This window comes from Lysobacter cavernae (genome assembly GCF_042648505.1).
GTDB classification, from domain to species: Bacteria; Pseudomonadota; Gammaproteobacteria; order Xanthomonadales; family Xanthomonadaceae; genus Lysobacter_L; species Lysobacter_L cavernae.
This window is the reverse complement of the sequence record NZ_JBHRXK010000003.1, coordinates 253066-277918: the sequence shown is the minus strand read 5'-3', so window position 1 is coordinate 277918 and position 24853 is coordinate 253066. Positions and strand designations below refer to the sequence as shown.

Annotated in this window: 27 protein-coding genes; 18 read left to right on the top strand and 9 right to left on the bottom strand. The window is 68.7% G+C overall.

Translation table 11 applies throughout. The features are described from left to right. Positions 1-99: 99 nt before the first annotated feature. From ACFOLC_RS08365 to ACFOLC_RS08290, 16 genes are all read left to right on the top strand, one after another. Positions 100-1125 (top strand): KpsF/GutQ family sugar-phosphate isomerase, encoded by a 1026-nt coding sequence (locus ACFOLC_RS08365; RefSeq protein WP_386758785.1) that lies wholly within the window; start codon positions 100-102, stop codon positions 1123-1125. A 22-nt stretch (positions 1126-1147) separates the two neighbouring features. Further along, complete coding sequence (locus ACFOLC_RS08360) at positions 1148-1729, top strand: KdsC family phosphatase (protein WP_386759031.1); 582 nt, start codon at positions 1148-1150, stop codon at positions 1727-1729. After that, the gene (gene lptC, locus ACFOLC_RS08355; RefSeq protein WP_386758784.1) at positions 1726-2295 is read left to right on the top strand and encodes an LPS export ABC transporter periplasmic protein LptC; all 570 of its coding nucleotides are present in this window, start codon (positions 1726-1728) and stop codon (positions 2293-2295) included. The genes ACFOLC_RS08360 and lptC overlap by 4 nt, the downstream gene beginning before the upstream one ends. Beyond that, positions 2276-2779: a lipopolysaccharide transport periplasmic protein LptA gene (lptA, locus tag ACFOLC_RS08350; protein ID WP_386758783.1), complete on the top strand. Its 504-nt coding sequence runs from the start codon at positions 2276-2278 to the stop codon at positions 2777-2779. The genes lptC and lptA overlap by 20 nt, the downstream gene beginning before the upstream one ends. Beyond that, a complete protein-coding gene (lptB, locus tag ACFOLC_RS08345; RefSeq protein WP_386758782.1) occupies positions 2779-3498 on the top strand; it encodes an LPS export ABC transporter ATP-binding protein in 720 nt (239 codons plus the stop codon). Before lptA ends, lptB begins: the two co-directional genes overlap by 1 nt. 90 nt (positions 3499-3588) lie before the next feature. Further along, positions 3589-5004 (top strand): RNA polymerase factor sigma-54, encoded by a 1416-nt coding sequence (locus ACFOLC_RS08340; RefSeq protein WP_386758781.1) that lies wholly within the window; start codon positions 3589-3591, stop codon positions 5002-5004. Positions 5005-5157: 153 nt separating this feature from the next. Further along, complete coding sequence (gene hpf / locus ACFOLC_RS08335) at positions 5158-5484, top strand: ribosome hibernation-promoting factor, HPF/YfiA family (protein WP_386758780.1); 327 nt, start codon at positions 5158-5160, stop codon at positions 5482-5484. A gap of 144 nt (positions 5485-5628) precedes the next feature. After that, on the top strand, positions 5629-6579 hold the full coding sequence (gene hprK, locus ACFOLC_RS08330) for an HPr(Ser) kinase/phosphatase (protein ID WP_386758779.1): 951 nt from the start codon (positions 5629-5631) through the stop codon (positions 6577-6579). After that, positions 6576-7457 carry an RNase adapter RapZ gene (gene rapZ, locus ACFOLC_RS08325; protein ID WP_386758778.1) on the top strand — a complete coding sequence of 294 codons (882 nt, stop codon included), beginning with the start codon at positions 6576-6578 and terminating at the stop codon, positions 7455-7457. Before hprK ends, rapZ begins: the two co-directional genes overlap by 4 nt. A 267-nt stretch (positions 7458-7724) precedes the next feature. Continuing rightward, positions 7725-7940 (top strand): hypothetical protein, encoded by a 216-nt coding sequence (locus ACFOLC_RS08320; protein WP_386759030.1) that lies wholly within the window; start codon positions 7725-7727, stop codon positions 7938-7940. Between the two features lie 96 nt (positions 7941-8036). Beyond that, complete coding sequence (locus ACFOLC_RS08315) at positions 8037-8294, top strand: hypothetical protein (RefSeq protein WP_386758777.1); 258 nt, start codon at positions 8037-8039, stop codon at positions 8292-8294. Positions 8295-8416: 122 nt separating this feature from the next. Continuing rightward, positions 8417-8809, top strand: coding sequence for a PTS sugar transporter subunit IIA (locus ACFOLC_RS08310; RefSeq protein ID WP_386758776.1), 393 nt, complete (start codon positions 8417-8419; stop codon positions 8807-8809). A 51-nt stretch (positions 8810-8860) separates the two neighbouring features. Next, positions 8861-9130: an HPr family phosphocarrier protein gene (locus ACFOLC_RS08305; RefSeq protein WP_386758775.1), complete on the top strand. Its 270-nt coding sequence runs from the start codon at positions 8861-8863 to the stop codon at positions 9128-9130. A gap of 13 nt (positions 9131-9143) precedes the next feature. After that, the gene (gene ptsP, locus ACFOLC_RS08300) at positions 9144-10865 is read left to right on the top strand and encodes a phosphoenolpyruvate--protein phosphotransferase (RefSeq protein WP_386758774.1); all 1722 of its coding nucleotides are present in this window, start codon (positions 9144-9146) and stop codon (positions 10863-10865) included. 210 nt (positions 10866-11075) lie between these two features. After that, on the top strand, positions 11076-12437 hold the full coding sequence (gene mgtE, locus ACFOLC_RS08295; RefSeq protein ID WP_386758773.1) for a magnesium transporter: 1362 nt from the start codon (positions 11076-11078) through the stop codon (positions 12435-12437). 139 nt (positions 12438-12576) lie between these two features. Next, positions 12577-13341, top strand: a complete 765-nt coding sequence (locus tag ACFOLC_RS08290) for a carboxylesterase family protein (protein WP_386758772.1) — start codon at positions 12577-12579, stop codon at positions 13339-13341. A gap of 104 nt (positions 13342-13445) precedes the next feature. Here the strand turns inward: ACFOLC_RS08290 and ACFOLC_RS08285 are convergent, their stop codons facing one another. Genes ACFOLC_RS08285 through ACFOLC_RS08275 form a run of 3 tightly spaced genes read right to left on the bottom strand, consistent with a single transcriptional unit; the run spans position 13446 to position 15429 of the window. Continuing rightward, positions 13446-14375: an aspartate carbamoyltransferase catalytic subunit gene (locus tag ACFOLC_RS08285; protein ID WP_386758771.1), complete on the bottom strand. Its 930-nt coding sequence runs from the start codon at positions 14373-14375 to the stop codon at positions 13446-13448. Continuing rightward, complete coding sequence (ruvX, locus tag ACFOLC_RS08280; protein ID WP_386758770.1) at positions 14372-14863, bottom strand: Holliday junction resolvase RuvX; 492 nt, start codon at positions 14861-14863, stop codon at positions 14372-14374. Before ruvX ends, ACFOLC_RS08285 begins: the two co-directional genes overlap by 4 nt. Then, complete coding sequence (locus ACFOLC_RS08275; RefSeq protein WP_386758769.1) at positions 14863-15429, bottom strand: YqgE/AlgH family protein; 567 nt, start codon at positions 15427-15429, stop codon at positions 14863-14865. The genes ruvX and ACFOLC_RS08275 overlap by 1 nt, the downstream gene beginning before the upstream one ends. Before the next feature lie 90 nt (positions 15430-15519). Between ACFOLC_RS08275 and ACFOLC_RS08270 the strand changes: the two genes are divergently transcribed. Together ACFOLC_RS08270 and ACFOLC_RS08265 are read left to right on the top strand one after the other, a co-directional pair. Beyond that, on the top strand, positions 15520-17244 hold the full coding sequence (locus tag ACFOLC_RS08270; RefSeq protein WP_386758768.1) for a dipeptidyl-peptidase 3 family protein: 1725 nt from the start codon (positions 15520-15522) through the stop codon (positions 17242-17244). Between the two features lie 7 nt (positions 17245-17251). After that, complete coding sequence (locus ACFOLC_RS08265; RefSeq protein ID WP_386758767.1) at positions 17252-17806, top strand: DNA-3-methyladenine glycosylase I; 555 nt, start codon at positions 17252-17254, stop codon at positions 17804-17806. 10 nt (positions 17807-17816) lie between these two features. On the opposite strand, the gene ACFOLC_RS08260 is transcribed toward ACFOLC_RS08265, so the two are convergent. The 6 genes from ACFOLC_RS08260 to ACFOLC_RS08235 form a co-directional block, all read right to left on the bottom strand. Continuing rightward, the gene (locus ACFOLC_RS08260) at positions 17817-18977 is read right to left on the bottom strand and encodes an ABC transporter permease (protein ID WP_386758766.1); all 1161 of its coding nucleotides are present in this window, start codon (positions 18975-18977) and stop codon (positions 17817-17819) included. 23 nt (positions 18978-19000) lie between these two features. After that, the gene (locus tag ACFOLC_RS08255) at positions 19001-20125 is read right to left on the bottom strand and encodes an ABC transporter permease (protein ID WP_386758765.1); all 1125 of its coding nucleotides are present in this window, start codon (positions 20123-20125) and stop codon (positions 19001-19003) included. Positions 20126-20204: 79 nt separating this feature from the next. Next, positions 20205-21209 carry an HlyD family secretion protein gene (locus ACFOLC_RS08250; RefSeq protein WP_386758764.1) on the bottom strand — a complete coding sequence of 335 codons (1005 nt, stop codon included), beginning with the start codon at positions 21207-21209 and terminating at the stop codon, positions 20205-20207. Further along, positions 21199-22545 (bottom strand): TolC family protein, encoded by a 1347-nt coding sequence (locus ACFOLC_RS08245; RefSeq protein WP_386758763.1) that lies wholly within the window; start codon positions 22543-22545, stop codon positions 21199-21201. The genes ACFOLC_RS08250 and ACFOLC_RS08245 overlap by 11 nt, the downstream gene beginning before the upstream one ends. 41 nt (positions 22546-22586) lie before the next feature. Further along, positions 22587-23933 (bottom strand): amino acid permease, encoded by a 1347-nt coding sequence (locus ACFOLC_RS08240; protein WP_386758762.1) that lies wholly within the window; start codon positions 23931-23933, stop codon positions 22587-22589. Then, positions 23930-24838 carry a cation diffusion facilitator family transporter gene (locus tag ACFOLC_RS08235; RefSeq protein WP_386758761.1) on the bottom strand — a complete coding sequence of 303 codons (909 nt, stop codon included), beginning with the start codon at positions 24836-24838 and terminating at the stop codon, positions 23930-23932. Before ACFOLC_RS08235 ends, ACFOLC_RS08240 begins: the two co-directional genes overlap by 4 nt. Positions 24839-24853: the final 15 nt, after the last annotated feature.

Genomic DNA, 24853 nt, shown 5'->3' with positions numbered 1-24853 from the left:
GGTCACGCGGGTGAGCGGGAGCCCGACGTTGACGGGCTTTTGGCGGATGAACCGCATAGAATTGATGGATTAGCCTAGCGGAAAGGCCCCCGGTCCGAAATGGCAAGCATCCCCAACCCCGATCGACTCACCTCAGCCGACCCCAGCCCGTCGACCGCGACCGGCCTGGCCGCCAGCGGCCGCCGCGTGCTCGGGATCGAGGCCCAGGCGCTGGTGGCCGTGGCCGCGCGCATCGACGGCGAGTTCAGCGCCGCCTGCGACCTGATGTTGGCCGCGCGCGGGCGCGTGGTCTGCACCGGCATGGGCAAGTCCGGCCACATCGCCCGCAAGATCGCCGCGACCCTGGCCTCGACCGGCACCCCGGCGTTCTACGTGCATCCCGGCGAGGCCGCGCACGGCGACCTGGGCATGATCACCGACGCCGACGTGGTGCTGGCACTGTCCTACTCGGGCGAGAGCGACGAGATCCTGCTGCTGCTGCCAGTGCTCAAGCGCCAGGGCAACCCGCTGATCGCGATGACCGGCCGCCCCCTCTCGTCGCTGGCGCGTGAGGCCGACGTGCACCTGGACGTCAGCGTGCCGGCCGAGGCCTGCCCGCTCGACCTGGCCCCGACCTCCAGCACCACCGCCTCGCTGGCGATGGGCGATGCACTCGCGGTCGCGTTGCTCGAGGCGCGCGGCTTCACCGCCGACGACTTCGCCCGCTCGCACCCGGCCGGCGCGCTCGGCAGGCGCCTGCTGCTGCACATCAGCGATGTCATGCACGCCGGCGACGACGTGCCGCGGGTCGGCGCCGACGCCAGCGTCAGCGAAGCGCTGGTGGAAATGAGCCGCAAGCGCCTGGGCATGACCGCCGTGGTCGACGACGACGGCCGCCTGCTCGGCCTGTACACCGACGGCGACCTGCGCCGCACCCTCGACGACGACCGCGTCGACCTGCGCAACACGCGCATCGTCGAGGTGATGACGCGCGCACCCAAGACCATCGGCTCCGACGCGCTCGCGGTCGAGGCCGCGCAGCTGATGGAGGCGCACAAGATCAGCGGCCTGCTGGTCGTTGACGCTGAACAGCGCGTGGTCGGTGCCCTCAACATTCATGACTTGTTGCGCGCACGGGTGGTGTGATCGCCCGATGCCGCCCGCCGACATGCCCTACAGCCACCTCAACGACTACCCCGCCGACATCCGCGAGCGCGCCGCGCGCATCCGCCTGGCCTGCTTCGACGTCGACGGCACGCTGACCGACGGTCGCCTGTTCTTCGACAGCGAAGGCCGCGAACTCAAGGCCTTCCACGTCCACGACGGCCAGGGCCTGGTGCTGCTGCGCAAGGCCGGGATCGCAGTCGCGCTGGTGACCGCGCGCGCCAGCACGATCGCGCAGCGCCGCGGCGCCGAGCTCGGCCTGAGCGAAGTGCACACCGCCGTCGCCGACAAGCTCGCCTGCGTGCACGACATCGCCGCGCGGCTCGGTATCGGCCTCGATGAGGTCGCGTTCATGGGCGACGACCTGCCCGACCTGCGGGTGATGCTGCAGGTCGGCCTGGCCGTGGCGCCGATCGATGCCCACCGCTGGGTCGGCGAGCGCGTGCACTGGCGCACCGGTGCGCGTGCCGGCCACGGTGCCGCGCGCGAGTTCTGCGACCTGCTGCTGGCCGCGCAGGGCCACGCCGAAGCCCTGCTGGCCGATGTCACCCGCGTCGAAGGCACGCGCGTCGAGGGCACTGCATGAGCTGGCGCGGCATCGTCACCGTGCTGCTGCTGATCGGTGCCGCACTCAGCGGCTGGGCGCTGTGGTCACAGCGGGTCAAGGACGCGCCCTCCGGCCCGATCGCGAAACGTCCCGACTACGTGCTCAGCGACTTCGAGATCGTCGCGCTCGACGAGCAGGGCCAGGAATCCTTCACCCTGCGCGCGCCGCGGCTCGAGCGCGACCCGGACGTGAAGACCATGGACATCACCACGCCGCTGTTCGTGATTCCCACCGCGGCCGGCAGCCAGGCCAGCCCTTGGGAAGTGCGCGCGCAGACCGGCTGGGTCAGCGCCAAGGGCGAGGAGCTGCGCCTGCGCGGCCAGGTCCGGGCCGACAGCACCAACGCCGACGGCAAGCCGGTGAAGGTGGCGAGCGAGCAGCTGAACGTATTCCCGGACGCCAAGCGCGCGACCTCGGCTGTGGCGGTAACCGTCACCGAGCCGGGCTTTATACTGAACGGCCGCGGCCTCGAAGCCGATCTGGCTGCCAAGCGCGTGCAAATCAAATCCGACGTCAAGGTCCGCTATGAACGCTCTGCCCGCTAGTCTGCTCGCGCTGCTGCTGGTCGCGGCGCCCGCCACCGTGCTGGCGCGTTCGAGCGACCGCAACAAGCCGATGGACATCGATGCCGGCAGCACCGACTACTCGATGGACGACAGCCGTCCGACCACGCTCAGTGGCGGCGTGATCATCACCCAAGGCACGCTCGACATCCGCTCGAGCCAGGCCGTGATCACCACCAGCGGCGGCGAACCGGTGCGCGCGGTGCTGACCGGCGGCCCGGCCAAGATGAAACAGGAGCTCGACGACGGCAAGCCGATGACGGCGGTCGCCAACAAGATCGACTACGACCTCAAGGCCGAGGTCGTGGTGTTCACCGGCGGCGTCGACATCCAGCAGCCGAGCGGCTCGATCGCCGGCCAACGCGTCGTCTACAACATGAAGACCGGCCAGGTGCAGGGCGGCGGCCCCAACGCCGGCCGGGTCAAGGTGCGGATCATGCCCAAGAACGCGCAGGGAGGCGGCTGATGCTGGTCGCCCAGGGGCTGCGCAAGGCCTACCGTGCGCGCGAGGTGGTCAAGGACTTTGGCCTGACCCTCGATGCCGGCGAAGTGGTCGGCCTGCTCGGCCCCAACGGCGCCGGCAAGACCACCTGCTTCTACATGATCGTCGGCCTGGTGCCGGCCGATGCCGGCCAGATCGTGCTCGACGGCAAGGACATCACCTCCGAACCGATGTACGCGCGCGCCAAGTACGGCGTCGGCTACCTGCCGCAGGAGCCGTCGGTGTTCCGCAAGCTCAGCGTCGCCGACAACATCCGGCTGGTGCTGGAGCTGCGTGAGGACCTCGACAAGGCCGGCCGCGAACGCGAACTGGCCAGCCTGATGGACGAGCTGCAGGTCACCCACGTCGCCGACCAGATCGGTGCCAGCCTGTCCGGCGGCGAGCGCCGCCGCGTCGAGATCGCCCGCGCGCTGGCGGCCAAGCCGCGGTTGATGCTGCTCGACGAACCCTTCGCCGGCGTCGACCCGATTTCGGTCGGCGAGATCCAGCGAATCGTGCGCCACCTCAAGAATCGCGGCATTGGTGTGCTGATCACCGATCACAACGTACGTGAAACCTTGGGTATTTGCGACCGGGCGTATATCCTCAATGAAGGTGGCGTGCTCGCGCAGGGGGCTCCGGACGCGCTGCTCTCCAATCCCGACGTCCGTCGCGTTTATCTGGGTGAAACCTTCCGGCTGTAACCTTTCATGGAGTGAAAGGTAGGGTGCGCCCCGCACCAGGCGAAACGCATTGCGGCCGTCGATCTTCCCAGGTCGCGTTAGCTTTCGATGATGAAACCTCGCCTTCAAGCCGCGCTCGGACAACAGCTGGTGATGACGCCGCAGTTGCGTCAGGCGATCCGTCTGCTGCAGTTGTCATCGGTGGAACTGGAAGCCGAACTCGCCACCGCGGTGGAAAGCAACCCGCTGCTGGACTGGACCGAGTCGACCATCGAGGTCGGCAACGGCGAGGCGGTCAACGGCCAGACCACCGCCGTCGAGCCCGAACACCTGCCGCCGGAGGCCGATTGGGGCAGCAACGACGGCGAGCCCTGGTACGAGCGCATCGGCCCGTCCGACCACGACGATGACACGCCGATCGCCGAGCAGGTCGCCGAAGCCGATACCCTGCACGACCACCTGCTCTGGCAGCTGCATCTGAGCCCGCTGTCGCCGCGCGACCGCCTGATCGGCGTGGCGGTGATCGAGGCCATCGACGATGACGGCTACCTGCGCGAACCGCTGGCGGCGATCGCCGCCTCGCTGGGCACGGCCATCGATGTCGGCGAGGACGAGATCCACACCGTCCTGCACCAGGTGCAACGCTTTGACCCAGTCGGCATCGGCGCGCGCTCGCTCGGCGAGTGCCTGCGCCTGCAATTGTCGCCGCTGCCGGACGACACCGCCGGCAAGGCGCTGGCCTACCAGCTCGCCAACGGCCCGCTGGAGCGCCTGCCCAAGATCGGCGTCGCCGGCCTGGCCGCCGAGCTGAAGCTGGACCACGCCGAGGTCGAGACCTCGGTGCACCTGCTGCGCTCGCTCGACCCGCGCCCGGGCGCGCAGATCGGCGCGATCGCCACCGACACCTACGTCGCCCCGGACGTGGTGATCTGGCGCCAGCACGGCCTGTGGCGGGTCGCCCTGGCCGACGGCATGCGCCCGCGCATCTCCATCCACCGCGGTTACGAAGGCATGATCCGCCACGCCAGCGCCAGCGATGCCAGCTACCTGCGCGGCCACCTGCAGGAAGCGCGCTGGCTGCTCAAGAGCCTGGAGGCGCGCGGCGACACCCTGCTCAAGGTCGCGCGCTGCCTGCTCAAGCAGCAGGCGGCGTTCCTCGAATTCGGCGACAGTGCGCTGCGGCCGCTGACCCTGCGCGAGGTCGCCGGCGAGGTCGGCCTGCACGAATCCACCGTCTCACGCGCGATCGCCCGCAAGTACGCGCGCACGCCGCGCGGCACCGTGCCGCTGCGCGCGTTCTTCGCCTCCGGCATCGACACCGGCGCCGGCGGCGAGGCCTCCAGCACCGCGATTCAGGCCATGATCCGTCGCCTGATCGAGGCCGAGAACCCGCGCAAGCCGTTGTCCGACGCGCGTCTGGCGGAAACCCTCAAGGCCACCGGCGTACCGGTGGCGCGGCGCACCGTGGCCAAGTACCGCGAGGCGATGAGCATTCCGTCATCGCAGGACCGGGTCCGGATGGGCTGACTCCGCGTTTCGCGGCGCCGACCCGGCATCGCTCCAAACGCTTGTCCGATCAAGGCCTTCCGCCGCATTCATGCGCCGCCATCGCGCCACCCCCTTGCACCGTCCGCTGAGCGTGAGATGCTGTCCTCCCGTTGCGACGTAAGGAGGTATCCGATGCGTATCGAGACCTACGGCCAGCAGATCGAAGTCACTCCGGCACTGCGTGACTACGTCGAATCCAAGCTGGCGCGGCTGCAACGGCATTTCGATCAACCTTTCGATGTACGCACCCAACTCAGTCTCGACAAGCCCGACCATCGCGCCAAGGCCACGGTCACCATCGCCGGGGCCACGTTGCATGCCGACGCCGCCGCGATCGACATGTACGCCGCGATCGACCTGCTTGCCGACAAGCTCGACCGCCTGCTCAAGGAGTACCGCAGCAAGCGCATCGACCATCACCGCGGCGAGAGCGCCGTGCGCAGTGGCGAATTCGGCTGATCCGTCCGACCATCCCGTCCACGATGCCGCTCCGCTCGTTGCCCCATGCGGATCCGGCCGCGATTCCCGGCATGCCCGGGAATCGCGCCGCCGCCGTGAACCGTTCCACCGATACCGCTTGCCAGCTCCAGCGCTGAGGCCCGCATGACCACGAGCATCAGTGCAGGTGAACTGTACGAGCAGCAACGCGATCGCCTCGCCCTGCGCTGGCTGGCCGGACAGCGTGGCGAGCGCCGCATGCTCGAATCGGTCAACACCGTGGCACGGCGACCGTCGTTGGCCGGCTACCTCAACGCGATCTACCCCAACAAGGTGCAGATCCTCGGCACCGAGGAATTGTCCTGGCTCGATGCACTGGACTCGCGGCTGCGCTGGGAGACGATCGAGAAGATCATCCAGTTCCGTCCGTTGGCGCTGGTGATCAGCAAGGACCAGCCCTGCCCCGAGGACCTGCGCATCGCCGCAGAGGAAAGCGACACGCCGTTGTGGGTGTCGCCGCGGCGCGGCCACGAGCTGCTCAACCACCTGCAGTACCACCTGGCGCGCACGCTGGCGCCGCGGGTGACCCTGCACGGCGTGTTCATGGAGATCTACTCGATCGGCGTGCTGATCACCGGTGAATCCGGCTCGGGCAAGAGCGAGCTGGCGCTGGAACTGGTCACGCGCGGTCACCGCCTGGTCGCCGACGATGCTCCCGAGTTCACCCAGATCGCGCCCGACGTGCTCGACGGCACCTGCCCGGAAATGATCCAGGACCTGCTCGAGGTGCGCGGCCTGGGCGTGCTCAACATCCGCCAGATGTTCGGCGACACGGCAGTCAAGAACAACAAGTACCTGCGCCTGATCGTGCACCTGACCCGACCCATGACCGAACCGCTGCCGACCGGCATCGAGCGCCTCACCGGCGACAGCGGCTCGCGCCGCGTGCTCGACCTCGATGTGCCGATGATCACCCTGCCGGTGATGCCCGGCCGCAACCTGGCGGTACTGACCGAAGCCGCCACGCGCCTGCACAGCCTGCGCATGAAAGGCCTGGACCCGGCCGCGGCGTTCATTGCCCGCCACAGCAACTTCCTCGAGCGTGGCGAAGCATGAGCCAGGTCGCCGTCCCCACCCTGGTCATCGTCAGCGGCATGTCCGGCTCGGGCAAGTCGGTGGCGTTGAAGACCTTCGAAGACCTCGGCTTCTACTGCGTCGACAACCTGCCGGCGGAACTGTTGCCGGCGTTCGTCAAGAGCGTGGTCCACGCCGACGACGGCGCGCCGACGAAGCTGGCGGTCAGCATCGACGTGCGCAATCGCCACAGCGACCTGAGCAATATTCCCGAGTGGCTGTCCGCGGTTGGCGCGCTCGGCTTCGATCCGCGCCTGGTGTTCTTCGATGCGCGCGACGACGCCCTGCTCAAGCGTTATGCCGACACCCGCCGCCGCCACCCGTTGAGCCAGCTCGGCCTCGGCCTGGCCGACGCGATCTCGCTGGAGCGGCAGGTGCTCAAGCCGCTGCGCCAGATCGCCGATGCCGTGGTCGACACCAGCGACCTCAATGTGCACCAGTTGCGCCGCCAGGTGATCACCGAATTCGGCCTCGGTGGTGATGCCGGCATGTCGTTGCTGTTCGAGTCGTTCGCCTACCGTCGCGGCGTGCCGGCCGATGCCGATTTCGTGTTCGATGCACGCGCCCTGCCCAACCCGCATTGGGATCCGGTATTGCGGCCGCTGTCGGGCCGCGACGCCGCCATCCGCGAGTATCTGGAAACACAGGCCGACGTGAACCTGTTCGTCGCGCAGATCAGCCAGTTCCTCGACACCTGGCTGCCGCGGCTGCACACCGACAGCACCCGCAGCTACGCCACCATCGCCTTCGGTTGCACCGGCGGCCGCCACCGCTCGGTGTACCTGGCCGAGCGACTGGCCGAGCACGCGCGCGAGCAGGGCTGGGACGAAGTCGCGGTGCACCACCGCGAGCTGGACTGAGCTCACGTTTGCAACGCTGCGCGTGAACTGGGCGTAACTTCGTGCGCCAAGACGGCGTCGTCTCACGAAATTTTTCCATGAAGCTTGCATGGGGCTTGCACGCACCCGGGTACGGTCGGACTGCGTTGCAAGCAGCGCACGTCCTTCCATGGAGACCGCTCCCTATGAAAGCCCACGCCCGCAGCCCCTGGCTGCCACTGCTCGCCCTTTCCGCCGTACTGACGGCGCCGTCGGCCCTGGCGCAACGTACCGAGCCGCCGCCGGCCAATCCGCCGCCGGCGGGCGACACCACGGGTTGCTCCCACGTCACGGAGCTTCCGCGACCTCGACGTCAACGCCGACGGCGCGCTGAGCAAGGACGAGGCGCTGGCGGACGCGCAGCTCGCCAAACACTTCGACAAGGCTGACAAGAACGGCGACGGCAACCTGTCCGAAGTCGAATACGACACCAGCCACCACCGCAGCAGCGACAGCAAGTACTGAGCGAGGCCATTACTGAGCGAGGCCATGCCCTCGGCCGGCACACCTTACCGGCATACCTTGCCTGCTTGACCTGCACGCCCCGCTACCGGAGGACCCATGAGTTCAACTCTTTCCCGCATCCTGACCCTCGCCCTGGCCGCTGCCGGCCTCGGCCTGCTCGGCGGCTGTGACAAGTCGCAGACCGAGATCGCCCCGCCGGCCGCCGAAACACCGCCGCCTGACACGCAGACGCCGCCGCCTGCCGACACCACCACGCCTCCGGCGCAGACGCCGGAAACCGGCGCCCCCACCACGCCGCCCCCGGCCGAAGGCACGCAGACGCCGCCCAAGGACGAGACCACGCCGCCGCACTGACGCGTTTCGGCCCTCCCCGGTGCAATGAGCGGCCCGTCCACGCGGGCCGCTTTGCCGTGCATGCGCGGTTGGGTGCATCACGCCGCTTTCAGGCCGTCACCTGGCTCTGTTAATTTGACGCCATGGCCGTCGGCATCCTCCTCATCACCCACGAAGGCATTGGCAACGCGCTGGTCGCGGTGGCCAATCGCCTCATGAGCCCACTGCCGCTGCGCACCGAGGCGCTGGAGGTTCCGTTCGACGGCGACCCCGATGCCCTGCTGCCGTTGGCCAGCGCGGCGCTGCGCCGCGTCGACGACGGCCAGGGCGTGCTGGTGTTGACCGATCTGTATGGCGCCACGCCCAGCAACCTGGCTGCCAAGGTGGCGCGGCTGGGCACGCCGGTGCGGCGGGTGTCGGCACTGAGCCTGCCGATGCTGCTGCGGGTGATGAACTACGCCGACCTGGCCCTGGACGAGCTGCCCGCGGTGGCCGCCGCCGGCGCGCGCAACGGCGTGATATTGGATGAGGCATGACGGATTGCGCATGAAACGGATGCATCAGGAAATGGCCCCGAGGACCTGGCGATGATCGAACGCGAACTGACCGTCCCCAACCGCCTCGGCCTGCACGCGCGGGCCACGGCCAAACTCGTGCAGCTGCTGTCGGCCTTCCGCAGCAGCGCCACGCTCACCGCCAAGGGCCGCGAGGTCAATGCCAAGAGCATCATGGGCGTGATGCTGCTCGCCGCCGGCCAGGGCACGCCACTCAAGCTGCGGGTCGAGGGCGAGGACGAGGCGAGCGCGGCCGAAGCGGTGATCGCGCTGTTCGACCGTCGCTTCGACGAAGACAGCTGAGCGGACGGCGCGCATGAGGCAGGAATTCCACGGACACGGCGCATCGCGCGGCAGCGCGCTCGGTCGCGCCCGGGTCCGGCTGCCGCATGCGCTGGAAGTCGTCGAAGAACGCATCGCCCCGAACGCCGTCGATACCGAGCTGGCGCGCCTGCATGCGGCCATCCACAGCGTCCGCGTCGAGATGCACGCCCTGCGCGAGCGCCTGCACGGCGCGCTGGCGCACGAGGTCGGCGAATTCCTCGACCTGCACACCCTGCTGCTCGATGACCCCGAGCTGCTGCACGGCCTCGACGAACTGATCCGCACCGGCCGCTATTCGGCCGACTACGCGCTGCGGCTGCAGCGCGATCGCATCGCCTCGGTGTTCGAGACGATGGATGACCCGTATTTCCGCAGTCGCGTCGAGGACATCGACCAGGTCATCAGCCGCATCCACTCCGCCCTGCACCGCCACGACGCCGGCATGCACGGCGTCGCCGGCGAGATTCTGGTGGCCGACAACGTCGCCCCGGCGGAACTGGCACAGCTGCAGGCGCAGGGCGTGGTCGCGATCGTCACCACCACCGGCAGCGCGCTGTCGCACAGTGCGATCCTCGCGCGCAGCCTGCACCTGCCGCTGGTGGTCAGCGCCACGCTGGCACTGCAGAAGGTCAACGACGGCGACGTGCTGGCCGTGGACGGCAGCAGCGGCCTGGTGGTGCTGGAGCCCGATGCCACCGATCTGCGCACGCACCGCGCCCGCGTGCGCGAGCTGGCGCGCGAGCGCAAGCAACTGCACCGCCTGCGCCGCGAACCCACGCGCACCGTCGACGGCGTCGACATCAAGCTCTACGCCAATGCCGAGTCGCGCGAGGACGTGGCCGAGGCGCACGCGCTCGGCGCGGCCGGCATCGGCCTGTACCGCACCGAGTTCCTGTTCCTGCAGCGCAACGAGCTGCCCGACGAGGACGAGCAGTTCCGCGCCTACCGCGACGTCGTGCTCGGCATGACCGGGCGCTCGGTGACAATCCGCACCCTCGACCTGGGTGCCGACAAGGCCGATCGCACCGGCCTGGCCCTGCGCGACGAGCCCAACCCGGCCTTGGGCCTGCGCGGCGTGCGCCTGTCGCTGGCGCGCGACGGACTGCTCGACACCCAGCTGCGGGCGCTGCTGCGCGCGTCCGGTTACGGTCCGCTGCGGATCCTGCTGCCGATGGTCAGCTCGCGCGAGGAAATTCTCACGGTGCGCGCCCTGCTCAAGCACCTGGCCGGCGAATTGCGGGCGCAAGGCCACGAGATCGCCGACAAGGTGCCGCTCGGCGCGATGATCGAGGTTCCGGCTGCCGCGATCGCCCTGCCCGGCTTCATCGGCAGCGTCGACTTTCTCTCGATCGGCACCAACGACCTGGTCCAGTACCTGCTCGCCGCCGACCGCAACAACGAGGCTCTGGGCGAGATCTACACGCCGTTGCATCCGGCCGTGCTGCGACTGATCCGCGACGTGATCCGGCTGGCGAAGGCGCGTGACAAGCCGATTGCGGTCTGCGGCGAGATGGCCGGCGACAGCCGTTTCGCGCCGCTACTGCTGGCACTGGGGCTCAACGAGTTCAGCCTGCACCCCTCGACCCTGCTGGAACTGCGCCGCACCATCCGCGGTTGCGACCTCGCCACCTTGCAGGCGCGTGCGCCGGCGTTGCTGCGCGCGCGCGACCGCACCGAGATCGAGCGCTGGTTGCTGGCGCAGGCGTTTCCTTAGCGCGATTTCATCCGCCCCTCGCTGCGCGCCGGCCCGATCACGCGCCGCCGCACGCGAATGAGGGTGTGCAGTGCCGTCGGCAACGGCGATAATGCCCGCATGAACGCTTGATGCCGGTCGCATCCGTCGTTGCCGAATCCCGGCGGCGGCTGCGGCTCCCCGTCGAGAACCGCCCCGGCGGTTTTCGTGAGCCCGCCCACGGAGCGCCGCATGGCCGAAGCCGTCCGCCACGACAAGACCGCGCGACAGCTGCGTCTGCTCTCCGATGCGCTCGACAGCGGCCGGCTCGGGCCGGTGCGGCGGCTGGTCAACACCCTGTCGCCGGCCGAGATCGGCAACCTGCTCGAATCGCTGCCACCGGCCAAGCGCACGGTGGTGTGGGGCCTGGTCGACGCCGAGGACGACGGCGAGGTGCTGGTCCACGTCGGCGACGAGGTGCGCGAGGGCCTGCTCGCCGACATGGACACCGACGAGATCGTCGCCGCCGTCGAAGACCTCGACATCGACGACCTTGCCGACCTGGTCGAGGACCTGCCCGACACGGTCATCGACGAAGTGCTCAAGTCGATGGATCGCGAGAACCGCGAGCGGCTCGAGCAGGTGCTGTCGTACCCGGAGGACACCGCCGGCCGCCTGATGAATCCCGACGTGGTGACGGTGCGCGCCGACACCACCATCGACGTGGTGCTGCGCTACCTGCGCCTGCGCGGCGAGTTGCCCGAGCACACCGACCACCTGTACGTGGTCAGCCGCCGCCACCAGTACCTCGGCCGCATCGCGCTGGCCGCCCTGCTCACCCACGAGCCGGGCACGCCGATCAACAAGCTGATCGACGATGAGCAGGCGGCGATCGACGTCGACGAGTCGGCCAACGAGGTTGCCCGCCAGTTCTCCGACCACGACTGGCTCAGCGCGCCGGTGGTCGACGAGAACAACATCCTGCTCGGCCGCATCACCATCGACGACGTCGTCGACATCATCCGCGACCAGGCCGAGCACCAGGCGCTGAGCGCCGCCGGCCTGGACGAGGACGACGACATGTTCAGCCCGGTGCCGCGCGCGGTGCGCCGGCGCGTGGTGTGGCTGGCGGTCAACATGGTCACCGCGTTCATTGCCTCGAGCGTGGTCGGCCAGTTCGAGGACACGATCGAGAAGATCGTCGCGCTGGCGGTGTTGATGCCGATCGTCGCCGGCATGGGCGGCAACGCCGGCACCCAGGTGCTGGCGCTGATGGTGCGCGGCCTGGCGTTGGGCCAGGTTGGCGCTTCCAACGTGCGCACGCTGCTGTGGAAGGAAATCCGCGTCGCGCTGAGCAACGGCCTGATGCTCGGCAGCATCGTCGGCGGGGTTGCCTGGCTGTGGTTCCACGATCCGCGCCTGGGCCTGGTGATCGGCAGCGCGCTGACGATCAACTTCTGCGTCGCCGCGCTGACCGGCGTGCTGGCGCCACTGACGCTCAAACGCCTCAACCTCGATCCGGCCCTGGCCGGCGGCGTCATCCTCACGGCGATGACCGACACGCTCGGCTTCCTCAGTTTCCTCGGACTGGCGACACTGATCCTGTTGCGCTGATTGCGGCGTAGCTCCTGCTGCGTCGGCCCGTTGCGCCGGGTTGGACAACGCGCACATCGCGCGGAATGATGAGCATCCGCCCGCACGGAGCCCACCGATGCCACATCCGCGCCCAAGGCGCCCGCTGACTGCGGTCGTGATGATTGCCGTTGTCCTGCTGATCAGCGCTTGCGCGCATCGACCGCAGCGTGCCGAGGCCGGTGAATTCGTCGCCCGACAACTTCAGCTCGACGGCATGCTGCATCGGTATCAGGTGTTCGTGCCGTCGCAGGCCGCGGGCGGCCGGCATCCGCCGGTGATCGTGTTCCTGCACGGTTCCGGTGAGCGCGGCGACGACAACATCCTGCAGACACAGGTCGGGCTCGGGCCGTACCTGCGTCGCCATCGTGCCGATTTCCCGGCACTGGTCGTGTTTCCGCAGACCCCGCCGGGGCAATCGTGGAGCGGTGGCAACACGCGCCTGGCGCTGGCCGCACTGGATGCCAGCGTGCGCGAGTTCGGTGGCGACCCCGATCGCATTGCCCTGACCGGCATTTCGCGCGGTGGTTACGGCGTGTACGAACTCGCACTGGCGCAACCGCTGCGCTTTGCCGCGCTGGTGCCGGTGTGCGGCGGAATCACCCAGTCGAACGTGCACGAACCGCTGGTGGTGGAAGGCGTCGCCACGGCGCCCGACCCCTTCGCCGCCGCGGCGCAACGGCTGCAGCACCTGCCGATGTGGATTTTCCATGGCGGCCGCGACGAGGTGATCACCCCCGATCAATCCCGGCACATGGTCGAGGCCTTGCGCCGTGTCGGCGGCGAGGTGCGTTACACCGAGTTCGCCGAAGCCGGGCACAACGCCTGGGACCCAGCCTATGCAACGCCTGAATTGTGGGCGTGGGTGTTTGCGCAGAAGCGGTGAGCTGCTGCGGACGGTGAGAGGTTCGTCACCCGGCACCGTTCGTCCTGAGCGTAGCGCAGCGAAGTCGAAGGATGGGCGGGCGTCCGCCTCACCGCATGCCCGCTTCACCCCCGCAGCAGTGCCTCCAGCACCGCCATGCGCGCGGCGACGCCATTGCGCACCTGGGTCAGGATCAACGACTGCGGGCCGTCGGCCACCTCGTCGGTGATCTCGACGCCGCGATTGATCGGCCCGGGGTGCATCACCACCGCATCGGCCGCGGCACGCCGCAGACGCGCGGCGGTCAGCCCGTAGTCGCGGTGGTAGTCGTCGAGCGAGGTGACCAAGCCCTCGTCCATGCGCTCGCGCTGCAGGCGCAGCATCATCACCGCGTCGACGCCTTCGAGCGCGGCATCGAAATCTTGCGATACCACGCAGCCTTGCAACGTGGCATCCGTGGGCAACAGCGCCGCAGGGCCGCAGACGCGGATTTCACCGGCACCAAGCGTTCGCAGCGCCTGCAGGTCCGAGCGCGCGACCCGCGAGTGTCTGACGTCGCCGACGATCAGCACCTTGAGCCGGGAGAAGTCCGCGCCCTTGGCCTGACGCAAGGTGAGCATGTCGAGCAGGCCCTGGGTCGGGTGCGCGCTGCGGCCGTCGCCGGCGTTGACCAGCACCGTGCCGGGATTGACGTGCCCGGCCAGCGCCGCCACCGCACCGTCCTCGTGGTGGCGGACCACGAAACCGCGCACGCCCATGGCCTCGAGGTTTTTCAGCGTGTCCAGCGCGGTCTCGCCCTTGCGCGTCGACGAGGTCGAGGCGTCGAAGTTGAGCACGTCGGCGCCCAGCCGCTGCGCGGCCAGCTGGAAGCTCATGCGGGTGCGTGTCGAAGGCTCAAAGAACAGCGTGCACACCGCGATGCCATCGAGTGCGCGGCGATCGTAATGCCCTTCGGCGAAGGCCTGGGCGCGGATCAGCAGTGCGCTGAGCGCAGTTTCGGGAAGGCCATCCAGGGTCAGCAGATGGCGCGGCAAGGCGGAATGCGTGGAATTCATGCGGCGGGGAGGTCGGAGAGTTCGGTGGCGTCGTCGGGGGCAGCCAGCCAGCGTTCGACGATGACCGCCGCAGCGACCGCATCGAGCGCTTCGGCATCGCGCCGGCGCTTGCGGCCTTCGGCACGGTCGGCGGCAAAACGGTGCGCGGCCTCGACCGAGCTGGAGCGCTCGTCGACGAGGACCACGGGCAGCTGGTAACGCACATGCAGTTCATGCGCGAAGGCGTGGGCGCGCTGGCGGATCGGCTGGTCGCCGCCGTCGAGCGTCATCGGGTCGCCGACGATCAGGCCGTCTGGGCGCCACTCCTTGCACAGGCGGTCGATCGCGCCCCAGTCGGGGCCGTGGCCGTGCACGTCGACCACCGCCAGCGCGCGGGCGCTGTGGCCGAAGGCACTGCCGACCGCGACGCCGATGCGGCGCGCGCCGACATCGAAGCCGAGCACGGTGCCATCGCGCCGGATCTTGGAGTCAGGGCCCGACGACGTCATCACGCGTGTCCGGCGTAGTCGGCCAGATGGGCGAAATCGACGCCGATGCGGCCGGCCGCGGCTTGCCAGCGGGACTCCAGTGGCAACTCGAACAACAATTCGGAATCGGCCGGTGCGGTCAACCAGTCGTTCTCGGTCAGCTCATGCTCGAGCTGGCCCGAGCCCCAGCCGGCGCAACCAAGTGCGACCACCGCGTTCTGCGGCCCCTCGCCCTTGGCCATGGCCTCGAGGATGTCGCGCGAGGTGGTCAGGAACAGCGCGTCGGTGATCGCAAGGGTCGAATCCCACTGCAGGCCGCCATCGTGCAGCACGAAACCGCGTTCGGGGTGGACCGGGCCACCGGCGAGGACGATCTGGGCGCGCAGCGTTTCGTCGCCGCCCTCGATGCCCATCTGTCCAAACACTTCGCCGAGCGTGTACTCGGACGGGCGATTCACCACGACGCCCATCGCGCCGTCGTCGTCGTGCTGGCAGATCAGCGCGACGCTGCGCGAGAAGTTGGTGTCGGCCAAAGCCGGCAACGCGATCAGCAGCTGGTTGGCGAGGGGAGTGGGCATCACGGGCATGGGCCGCATTCTATCGCGCCATCCCGCATCGCGGGCCGCAGCCGCGCGGGCGTAGGATGGCGGCTTGCCCCAACTTTGCGTACCAAGGCCATGGCCACACTCAAGCTCCGCACGCTCGGCCTTGCCTGCCTGGCCGTTCTCGCCCTTGGCGCCTGCCAGCAGAAGGCCCCCGAGTCGAACGTCCCCGCAACCAGCGAGGCCGCGAAGAGCGGCACCGCCGGCTACGCTGCCGCCCATGCCGGCGATTACGCGGTGGTGCCGCTGAAGGCCGACCTGTCGCGCTTCGATGAGCAAGGCCGGCGCATGATCGCCAAGCTGGTCGAAGCCAGCGACGTGATGAACGCGATCTACTGGCAGCAGTCCTGGAGCGGCGACCGTGCCACCCTGCTCGCCCGCGCGCCCGACGACGCCACGCGTGCACTGGTGGAGATCAATTTCGGCCCCTGGGACCGGCTCAACGAGGATGCGCCGCTCATCGACGGCATCGGCCCGCGCCCGGCCGGCGGTCCCTTCTACCCGAGCGACATGAACAAGGCCGAGTTCGAGGTGGCCGCGTTGCCCGACAAGACCTCCAACTACACCCTGCTGCGCCGCGACAGTGCCGGCAAGCTGATCACGGTGCCCTACCACAAAGCCTACCGGGCGCCACTCGAGCGCGCCGCCACCCTGCTGCGCGAAGCGGCGGCACTCAGCGCCGACAAGTCGTTCGCCAATTACCTCACGATGCGCGCCGACGCACTGCTGAGCGACGACTTCCGCGCCAGCGACCTGGCGTGGATGGACATGAAGTCCAACCCGGTCGACATCGTGATCGGCCCGATCGAAACCTACGAGGACCAGCTTTACGGCTACAAGGCCGCCTACGAGGGCCTGGTGCTGATCAAGGACATCGAATGGAGCCAGAAGCTGGCACGCTTCGCCAAGTTCCTGCCGGCGTTGCAGCAGGGCCTGCCGGTCGACGCGAAGTACAAGGCCGAGATCCCTGGCTCCGATGCCGACCTCAACGCCTACCAAGTCGTCTACTACGCTGGTGATGCCAACGTTGGCGCCAAGACCATCGCCATCAACCTGCCGAACGACGAGGAGGTGCAACTGAGGAAAGGCACGCGCCGGCTGCAGCTGGAAAACGTCATGCAGGCCAAGTTCGACGCGATCCTGATGCCGATCGCGAAACAGCTGATCGCCGACGACCAGCTCCAGCACGTCACCTTCGATGCGTTCTTTGGAAACACGATGTTCCACGAGGTCGCGCACGGCCTGGGCATCAAGAACGTGCTTGATAAAAGCGGGATTGATGGCAAGGGCACGGTAGACGAGGCGCTGAAGGAGTATTCGTCGAGCTTCGAGGAAGGCAAGGCCGACATCCTCGGCCTGTACATGATCGATGCGCTCAGCCAGCAGGGCGAACTCGACAAGGCCAAGCTGATGGACAGCTACGTCACCTTCCTCGCCGGCATCCTGCGCTCGGTGCGCTTTGGCACGGCCGACGCACACGGCAAGGCCAACATGCTGCGCTTCAACTTCTTCGCCGAGCAGGGCGCGTTCACCCGCGACGCGTCGAGTGGCAAGTACCGCGTCGATTTCGAGAAGATGCGTACCGCGATGAACACGCTCAGCGCCAAGTTGCTGACCGTGCAGGGCGACGGCGACTATGCGCAAGCCAAGCGCATGACCGAGGCATTGGGCGTGATCAAGCCCGAACTGGCCGGCGACCTGGCCCGGCTCAAGGACGCGAAGATCCCGGTCGACATCCGTTTCGAGCAGGGCCTGGACGTGCTGGGCTTGTCGCAGTACGCCACGCCCAAGGCGCGGTGACCGGCCGATGTCGGGTTACTGCGACTCCGCGCCGGGCCATCCATTGCACGGCCCATACCACGACCACGAATACGGCGTCCCGCAGCGCGACGAGGCCGTGCTGTTCGAGCGCCTGCTGCTGGAGATCAACCAGGCCGGGCTGAGCTGGGAGACGATGCTGCGCAAGCGTGAGGGTTTCCGTCGCGCCTACGACGGCTTCGACGTCGACCGGGTGGCCGCGTACGGCGAGGCTGACCGCGCACGATTGCTCGCCGACGCCGGCATCATCCGCAACCGGCTCAAGGTGGATGCGGCGATCCACAATGCCCAGGTCATCCGGCAACTGCGCGACACGCATGGCGGCTTTGCGAAATGGCTGGACGCACATCACGTGCTCGATGGGCAACCGCGCGACAAGGCAGCCTGGGTCAAACTGTTCAAGCGGACCTTCCACTTCACCGGCGGCGAGATCACCGGCGAGTTCCTGATGAGCCTGGGCTACCTGGCCGGCGCGCATCGCGAAAGCTGCCCGGCCTACGCACGCATCCTCGTGCTCGACCCGCCTTGGCGACGCGGCCCCTAGCTCTACGCGGCTAGTTCAGGCTATCGGGCAGCACAGACAAGGCGGAATCACCACCAGACAAACCCTCGCGGGCGCTGCGCCGTGACTCCTGCCAGGCGACGATGGCCGCGAACACCAGCACCTGCGCCCACAGCAGGGCCCAGGCATGGCCAGCCTGCTGCAGGCTCGCCCCCATCTGGTTGATGCGCACGAAGCCGTCGATGGCCGGCGTGCTCGGCAGGCAGTGCGACAGCCACCACAACGGCGCCGGCATCGCCTCGCGCGGCCAGGAGAAGCCGGACAGGAACACCGCAGGCATCGATGTGAACAGCAGCGCCTGCAGCGCGAACTCGCGAGTCGGGAAGATATTGACCAGCACGCGTCCCAGCAACGCGACCGCAAACTGAAACGGCAGCATGAAGACGAGCAACGTCCACCAGGCCCCATGCCGTGGAAAGCCGTACAGGCCGTAGACAACACCGAGGAAGAACAGCAGATAGGCCGTCTGCAGCAGCACATACACCAGGCTGCGGCCGGCAATATCGGCGACGATGGCGTCGCGAGCCGCGATGGGCGCACGTCCGAGCAGACCGATGCCGATCAGCATCGTCTGCTGCAGGATCAACACCAGCACCGCCGGCACCACGTAGTTGCCATAGCCGTTACCGGGATTGAACAAAGGCCGCGGGATCAGCGGCAGCGGGTCACGCTGTGCCATCAACGACGAGGCCGGCGCGCCTTGCAGCTGCAAACGCTGCATCACAACGCCCGCGTTCAAGCTGCCGATCGCCTGACTGAGCCCTTCGGCGGCCTGCGAATACACCAGGAAGTACGCGACATTGCCGTAGGCGCCCACGGTCTGTGCCTCGCCGCGCAGGGCTTTACGCTCGAACTCGCGCGGCACCACCAGCAGCGCATGGGCGCGGCCGTCGCGCAGCCAACGTTCGGCCTCGCCGCGCTCGGTGAGCACCGCCATCACCTGCAGCTGGTCGCTGGCATCGGCCATGCGGATCAACTGCCGCGACAACGCGCTGCGATCGCCATCGACCACCACCAACGGCAGATCACGCGCTACCTGGTGCAGGTACGGCGTGGGATAGAACAGGGCATAGAACAGCACGCCGCCGAGCAGCACCAGCAGCGCGCCCACGTCGGTGGCCAGGCGCCGCCATTCGTCGCGTGCGGCCGTCATCACCCCGCTCGTGCGCGTCCGGCTCACGCCCGCCCCCAGTACGCAGGCTGCGACAACAAGCGCTGCCAGCGTGGCAGCAGCACGAACGGCAGCACCGCGAAGGCCAGCAACGGCAGCATCTGCAGCCACGCATTGGCCGCGCCCGCGCCCATCGAAACCTGCTGCACGTGCAGGGTCAGGTAATGGGTCAGCGGCAACAGGGCCGACCACAGTTTGATCATCACCGGCATCGACCACGCCGGAAACGTGAGCCCCGAGAACGCCAAGGCCGGGCTGATGATCAGGCTGGCGATGCTGGTGGCCATGCGCAGATTGGCCGTGCAGCCGATCAGGAACGCCCCCAGCCCCAGGCTGGCGATGCCGAACACGCACCATCCCAGCAACAGCAACACGACGCTGCCGGCCATCTCGATCCGCAGCAGCGCCATCGACGTCAGCAACACCGCGCTGCCGAGCGCCGCGAACCACAGCGCATACGGCGCCAGCTTGCCGGCCAGCGCCACAAAGGCGGACCGGCCCGATGCTTCGAACCATGCGCCCGCCGTGCGTTCACGCAGCTCGCGACCGCAGGCATCGGCACCGGCCACCACCGCGAAGATATGCAACAGGGCCGCGACCAACGTCAGGCCGAGAAAACGTGCGTAGTCCATCGAAGGGTTGAACAACGGATGCAACTCGGTGCCGATCGGATTGGCGGCGGCGACCGCCAGACGGGTGTTCTCGCCCTGCAAGGCACGCCGCCCGGCCGCCAGCGTCACCGACAGCGTGCCGGCCGCGAGCCGGGCATCGCGTGCGACCAGGTTGCCGGCGGTCAGCAGCTGCGTGTTGTAGAACAGCTGCACCGGATCGGGATCGCCGCGCAGCACCGAGGCTTCCAGCCCCGCCGGAATCGCCAGCACCGCATAGGCCTGGCCACGCAGTACCAGATCGCGACCTCCGCCCTGGTCGGTCACCGCGTAAGCGACGCGGATCGAGGGCGTGGCGTCGATGGCGCGCGTGAGTTGCCGCGACAACGCGCTGCCATCGGCATCCAGCACGGCGATCGGCAGGTCGTGCGGCACGCGCGGCCAGAACAGCCACAGCAGCAACAGCCAGCTCGCCAACGGAAACACCACCAGCAGCAGGCGGCTGCGACGGTCGGCGAACATGCGCGCGCACTCGCGCCGCCACACCGCGCCCAGACCTGCACACTGCATCCGCGATGCGCTGGCCGCAGCGACCGCCATCTCAGTCGTCGCTGGCCAGTGTCGACGCCGGCAGCAGTACGCTCATGCCGGGTCGCAGGCCAGGCACCGGCTGCAGCGGCCGGGCACGCAGCTCGAACGTGCGCAGGTCGAAACCACCGAGGTCGCGCGAGGAGCGCCAGGTGGCGAAGTCAGCCAGAGGCGCCAGGTAGTCGATGCGCATGCGCACGCCGCTTTTCTTCAACGCCGGCACCTGCGCCTCGAACTCGCGGCCGATACGTGCACCGGCCAGGCGGTCCTCGCGCAGATTGAAGCTCACCCACAGGTCGGACAGGTCGGCGATCACCACGATCGGCGCGCCGGCAGCGGCCACTTCGCCGGGTTCGAGCACGCGCGTGCTGACCTCGCCGGCGATCGGCGCACGCACCTGGCGCTCGTCGAGGTAGGCCTGCACCTCGTTGCGGCCGCCTTCGGCCTGCGCCAGTTGCGCCTGCGCCGCGCGCAGATCCTCCGGACGGGCGCCGTCGTGCGCCTTGCGATACACCGCATTGGCGGCATCGGCCTGTGCGCGCGTGGCCTTGGCCTGGGCGAACGCCTCGTCGCGCTTCTGCTGCGGCAGCACGCCCTCGTTGTACAACCGCTGCACCCGCGCATAGGTCACCTGCGCGAGGTCGGCGCCGCGTTCGGCGGCCTGCCACTGCATGCGTGCAGCATCGATGTCCTGCGGCTGCGCACCGTTCTTGGCCTTGTCTTCCAGCGCGCGCGCGGCCGCGACCACGGCATCGGCCTGGCTGGCCTTGGCCTGGATCTCCGGCGTCGCCAGCGTCGCCAGCACCTGGCCTTTCTTGACCGCAGCGCCCTCGCGCACCAGCACCGTGTCGATACGGCCCGGCACCTTGGCGCCGACGTTGACCTGGGTGGCTTCGACCTGCCCCTGCAGCAACGGCTCGCCCGGGCGCAGCCACCACACCAGCACGCCGATCACGGCCAACGCGGCGATGACCAGCAGCAACCGCAGGCCGGTGCGCTTGTCACTGTCAGTGGACATCCCCATCTCCCTCGGCGGCCGGTGCCGCCCTGACGAATTCACGGATGCGCCCGCTCTCGCCGCTGGCCTCGTACAGGCCCGCCTGCGCCACCACCGCCTGGTAGCGGGTCGACAGGATGCCCAGGCGCAGGCGCGACAGGGCCAGCTCGGCATCGACGACATCCAGCGAGGTGGCGAAGCCTTCGGCAAAGGCGATGCGTTGCGCGCGCAGGCTCTCCTCGGCCAGGGCGCGCGTGGTCTGGTACGACTGCAGTTGCTCGTGCGCGTTGAGCAGCTGTTGATGGCGCTGCTCGACCAGCAGCTCGACATCACGGCGTCCGGCGGCCTGCAACGACTCGACCCGATCGAGCTGGGCACGTGCGCCCTGCAATTTGTGGTTGCGCTGGAAGCCGTCGAACAGCGGCCAGTCCAGACTCACGCCGATCGCCCAGTCCGGCTCCTGCAGAATCGGGTCGCGACTGTAGAGACGGCTCAACGCCAGCAGGCCGATAGTCGGGGCGAACTCGCCACGCACGGCGCGCACGCCCTGTTCGGCACGCACCCGCTCCTGGGCGACGCGGGTCAGCTGCGGGTTGCTCTCCAGCGCACGCTGCTTGAGCTGGGCCAGAGATTGCGGCGCCGGTGCCTGCGGGATCGGCGTGCTCGGATCGAAGCCCTGTTCGCTCGCCAGCAATACCGCCAGCGCCGAGCGCGCCATCTCGGCCTGTCGTTGTGCATCGCCGAGTTCGCGCTGGGCTTCGGCCCACGCGACTTCGGCACGCAGGCGTTCGGCGCGGGCGATTTGCCCTTCGCGTTCGAGCTTGCGTGCGTCGTCGAGGTGGCGGCCGAGGCTGTCGCGCGTGGCCTGCCGCACCAGCACCGCCTGATCGGCCAGGCGCTGGCCGAAATAACGCTGCACCAGTTCCAGCATCAACCCGCCCTGCTCGCCCAGTTGCTGCGCTTGCGCGGCGGCCACCGCCGCATCGGCCGCGCGGATGCCGGCCTGGATGCGGCCGCCGGCGTAAAGCGGCTGCTTGGCCGTGGCCAGCACGCTGCGGTAGTCCTGCCTGTCGATCTCCAGACGCGTGGTCGGCAGCGGCAGCGGCGGCAATGCGATCGGCAGATCGGGCAGCGAGATTTGGGTGTCGCTGAACTCCAGCACCAGCGGGTCGTCCCAACGCAGTGCCTGCGCTTCCACGTTCAGCGTCGGCCAGCGCCGGCTGCGGGCGACCCCGGCCTCGGCGCGGGCCTGGTCGACCGCGTGACCCGCCGCCGCCAGTTTTTCGTTGCGTTGCTGCAAACGCAGCAGCGCGTCGTCGAAGCTCAGCGGTTCCTGGGCGAAGACGGGCCACGCCACGGCGAGGCAACATCCGAGCAGGGTGCAAGCCCGTGAACAGGTCATGGAGAAACCCCATCGTCCGCCGGCGGGCGTGGTTGCACCACCGTTCGCACCCGCTGCATGAAGAACGGGTACAGCGGCGCGCTGAGCAGCAGCAGGACCACCGCATGCGCCAGCAGACTGGGCTCGGCGCCGATCAACGCCCACAGGCAATAGACCGTGGCGGCACCGCCGGCGAGAAAACTGCCCCAGCGCAGGCCGCCGCACTCTCCGCGGTCCAGACTCACCCGCCACAGCGTCACCGCCGAGAACAGGTACGGCGGAATGGTCAGCAGCACCGCAATGTTGGTGAGTTGGTCGAACTGCCCGGCCAGCGTCGGCGAGACCGTCACCAGCAACACCGCACTCATCAGCACCGCGACGATGATCAGACCTGCACCGGGCATGCCGTGGCGGTTGAGGCGGCCGAACACGCGCGGGAACAACCCGTCTTTCGCCGCCGCCTGTGCCGACTGTCCGACCAATAGCATCCAGCCGCCGAGCGCGCCCACCGACTTGAGCACGGCGCAGAGGCCGACGATCCACACGCCCCACTCGCCGATCATGATGCGGCCGGCCTCGGCGAACGGCGCCGAGGAGTTCTTCAGCGTCTCCATCGGCAGCATGCCCATGATCACCGTCGAGCAGGCGACGTAGACCACCGCCGATACGGCCAGGCCCAGCAGCGTCGCCAGCGGGATATTGCGGCGCGGGTTGTCGATCACCCCGGCCGACACCGACGCACTCTCCACGCCCATGAACGCCCACAACGCGATCGAGGCGCTGCGCGAAATTGCATCGAAGTCGCCCAGGCCGCTGACGTTCCAGCCGGCACGGAACAGCGCCGGGTCGAACCACCACCAGCCGGCGACGGCGATGAACAGGATCGGGATCAAGGCCAGCGACAGCGTCCAGGCCTCCAGCGCGCCGACCCAGCGTGCGCCGCGTGCGTTGGCCAGGGTCAACACCCAGATCACCAGCAGCGTGAACAGCACCCGTGCATACGGCCCGTCCAGGCCCGGCACCAGCCGGCTGAGGTAGCCAGTCACCACCAGCGCGATCGCGATGTTGCCGATCCAGTTGCCGAACCAGTACGAGTAGTTGCTGGCAAACCCGATGTACGGGCCGAAGGTGTCACGCGCGTACGCGTACGGCCCACCGGGTTGCGGATCGAGCTGGCCGAGCCGCGCGAACACCAGGCCCAGTGCGACCGCGCCGGTGGTGGCGACGATCCAGCCGAACAGCGAGATGCTGCCGACCGTGGCCAGGTTGGCCGGCAGCAGGAACACGCCGGTGCCGATCATGTTGCCGGCGACCAGCATGGTCGCCATGGCCAGACCGAGCTTGCGCGGCGCGGCGGCGCTCATGTCCAGGCCCGGTCGGCGGTGAAGTCGACGGTCAGCCAGAACTGCGGGCCGTGCGCGCCGAGGCGATGGGCGATGTCGTCGCGGATGGCATCGGCGTTGGCGATCGATCCGATGTGGTAATCCGGCGGCACCAAGATGTGGATTTCGACGAAGCGGGCGCGACCGATCTTGGCGACGTGGCTGGTGTATTCAAGGAAGCCGCGCTCGGCGATCACCGCGTCCATCACGGCCTGCACCTTGCGGTCGAGCTCGTCGGGTGCGACCTGCAGTACCTCGCGCATCGGCCCCCACATCGCCGCCACCGGCACCGGCAGCATCGCCAGGGCGATCACCAGCAACACCGCCGAGTCGACATAGGGCACCCACGCCGACCACGCCGAGCCTTCGATCGCCACTGCGATCACGAAGCCCACCAGCAGCGCCAGGCTGAGCAATCCACTGACCAGCCAGCTGCGCGCATCCAGCGCGAGCAGGCCCGACTGCAGCTCGCGTGACCGCCGCTTCATGTACACCGCCATGGCCAGGCCGACCGCGCTCAGCACCGCGGCCCAGGCCGCGCCGAAGTCGTAGGAAACCTCATGGCCACCGCTCAACAGACCGTCAACCGCGTTGACCGCCGCATAGACACAGGCCAATGCCAGTATCGCCCCGCCAAAGGCCTCCACCATCGGCTCCAGGTGCCAGTAGCCGTACTGGAAACGGTGGCTGCCCTCGCGCGCGACCAGCCGCGACACCGCCAGCGCGGCAACCGTCAGCACCACGTCGACCAGGCTGTACATGCCGTCGAACACGATCGCCTGCGAACCGATCAGCAGGCCACTGGCAACGCCGATCACACCGACCAGCAGCGTCACCGCGATCGACAGCTTCAGCAGCCCCTGCTCGCGCTTCGTGTCCATCTGCATGCCGTGTGGTATCCC

What these genes read in the sequence shown, in the direction of transcription:
- ACFOLC_RS08285 (WP_386758771.1), bottom strand. Translation starts at nt 14,375, where the DNA reads ATGAATTCCACGCATTCCGCCTTGCCGCGCCATCTGCTGACCCTGGAT.
- ACFOLC_RS08340 (WP_386758781.1), top strand. Translation starts at nt 3,589, where the DNA reads ATGAAACCTCGCCTTCAAGCCGCGCTCGGACAACAGCTGGTGATGACG.
- ACFOLC_RS08270 (WP_386758768.1), top strand. Translation starts at nt 15,520, where the DNA reads ATGGCCACACTCAAGCTCCGCACGCTCGGCCTTGCCTGCCTGGCCGTT.
- lptA (WP_386758783.1), top strand. Translation starts at nt 2,276, where the DNA reads ATGAACGCTCTGCCCGCTAGTCTGCTCGCGCTGCTGCTGGTCGCGGCG.
- ACFOLC_RS08290 (WP_386758772.1), top strand. Translation starts at nt 12,577, where the DNA reads ATGATTGCCGTTGTCCTGCTGATCAGCGCTTGCGCGCATCGACCGCAG.
- lptB (WP_386758782.1), top strand. Translation starts at nt 2,779, where the DNA reads ATGCTGGTCGCCCAGGGGCTGCGCAAGGCCTACCGTGCGCGCGAGGTG.
- ACFOLC_RS08240 (WP_386758762.1), bottom strand. Translation starts at nt 23,933, where the DNA reads ATGAGCGCCGCCGCGCCGCGCAAGCTCGGTCTGGCCATGGCGACCATG.
- lptC (WP_386758784.1), top strand. Translation starts at nt 1,726, where the DNA reads ATGAGCTGGCGCGGCATCGTCACCGTGCTGCTGCTGATCGGTGCCGCA.
- hprK (WP_386758779.1), top strand. Translation starts at nt 5,629, where the DNA reads ATGACCACGAGCATCAGTGCAGGTGAACTGTACGAGCAGCAACGCGAT.
- mgtE (WP_386758773.1), top strand. Translation starts at nt 11,076, where the DNA reads ATGGCCGAAGCCGTCCGCCACGACAAGACCGCGCGACAGCTGCGTCTG.
- ACFOLC_RS08275 (WP_386758769.1), bottom strand. Translation starts at nt 15,429, where the DNA reads ATGCCCGTGATGCCCACTCCCCTCGCCAACCAGCTGCTGATCGCGTTG.
- ACFOLC_RS08360 (WP_386759031.1), top strand. Translation starts at nt 1,148, where the DNA reads ATGCCCTACAGCCACCTCAACGACTACCCCGCCGACATCCGCGAGCGC.
- rapZ (WP_386758778.1), top strand. Translation starts at nt 6,576, where the DNA reads ATGAGCCAGGTCGCCGTCCCCACCCTGGTCATCGTCAGCGGCATGTCC.
- ACFOLC_RS08255 (WP_386758765.1), bottom strand. Translation starts at nt 20,125, where the DNA reads ATGTTCGCCGACCGTCGCAGCCGCCTGCTGCTGGTGGTGTTTCCGTTG.
- ACFOLC_RS08310 (WP_386758776.1), top strand. Translation starts at nt 8,417, where the DNA reads ATGGCCGTCGGCATCCTCCTCATCACCCACGAAGGCATTGGCAACGCG.
- ruvX (WP_386758770.1), bottom strand. Translation starts at nt 14,863, where the DNA reads ATGACGTCGTCGGGCCCTGACTCCAAGATCCGGCGCGATGGCACCGTG.
- hpf (WP_386758780.1), top strand. Translation starts at nt 5,158, where the DNA reads ATGCGTATCGAGACCTACGGCCAGCAGATCGAAGTCACTCCGGCACTG.
- ACFOLC_RS08235 (WP_386758761.1), bottom strand. Translation starts at nt 24,838, where the DNA reads ATGCAGATGGACACGAAGCGCGAGCAGGGGCTGCTGAAGCTGTCGATC.
- ACFOLC_RS08260 (WP_386758766.1), bottom strand. Translation starts at nt 18,977, where the DNA reads ATGACGGCCGCACGCGACGAATGGCGGCGCCTGGCCACCGACGTGGGC.
- ACFOLC_RS08315 (WP_386758777.1), top strand. Translation starts at nt 8,037, where the DNA reads ATGAGTTCAACTCTTTCCCGCATCCTGACCCTCGCCCTGGCCGCTGCC.
- ptsP (WP_386758774.1), top strand. Translation starts at nt 9,144, where the DNA reads ATGAGGCAGGAATTCCACGGACACGGCGCATCGCGCGGCAGCGCGCTC.
- ACFOLC_RS08250 (WP_386758764.1), bottom strand. Translation starts at nt 21,209, where the DNA reads ATGTCCACTGACAGTGACAAGCGCACCGGCCTGCGGTTGCTGCTGGTC.
- ACFOLC_RS08305 (WP_386758775.1), top strand. Translation starts at nt 8,861, where the DNA reads ATGATCGAACGCGAACTGACCGTCCCCAACCGCCTCGGCCTGCACGCG.
- ACFOLC_RS08365 (WP_386758785.1), top strand. Translation starts at nt 100, where the DNA reads ATGGCAAGCATCCCCAACCCCGATCGACTCACCTCAGCCGACCCCAGC.
- ACFOLC_RS08265 (WP_386758767.1), top strand. Translation starts at nt 17,252, where the DNA reads ATGTCGGGTTACTGCGACTCCGCGCCGGGCCATCCATTGCACGGCCCA.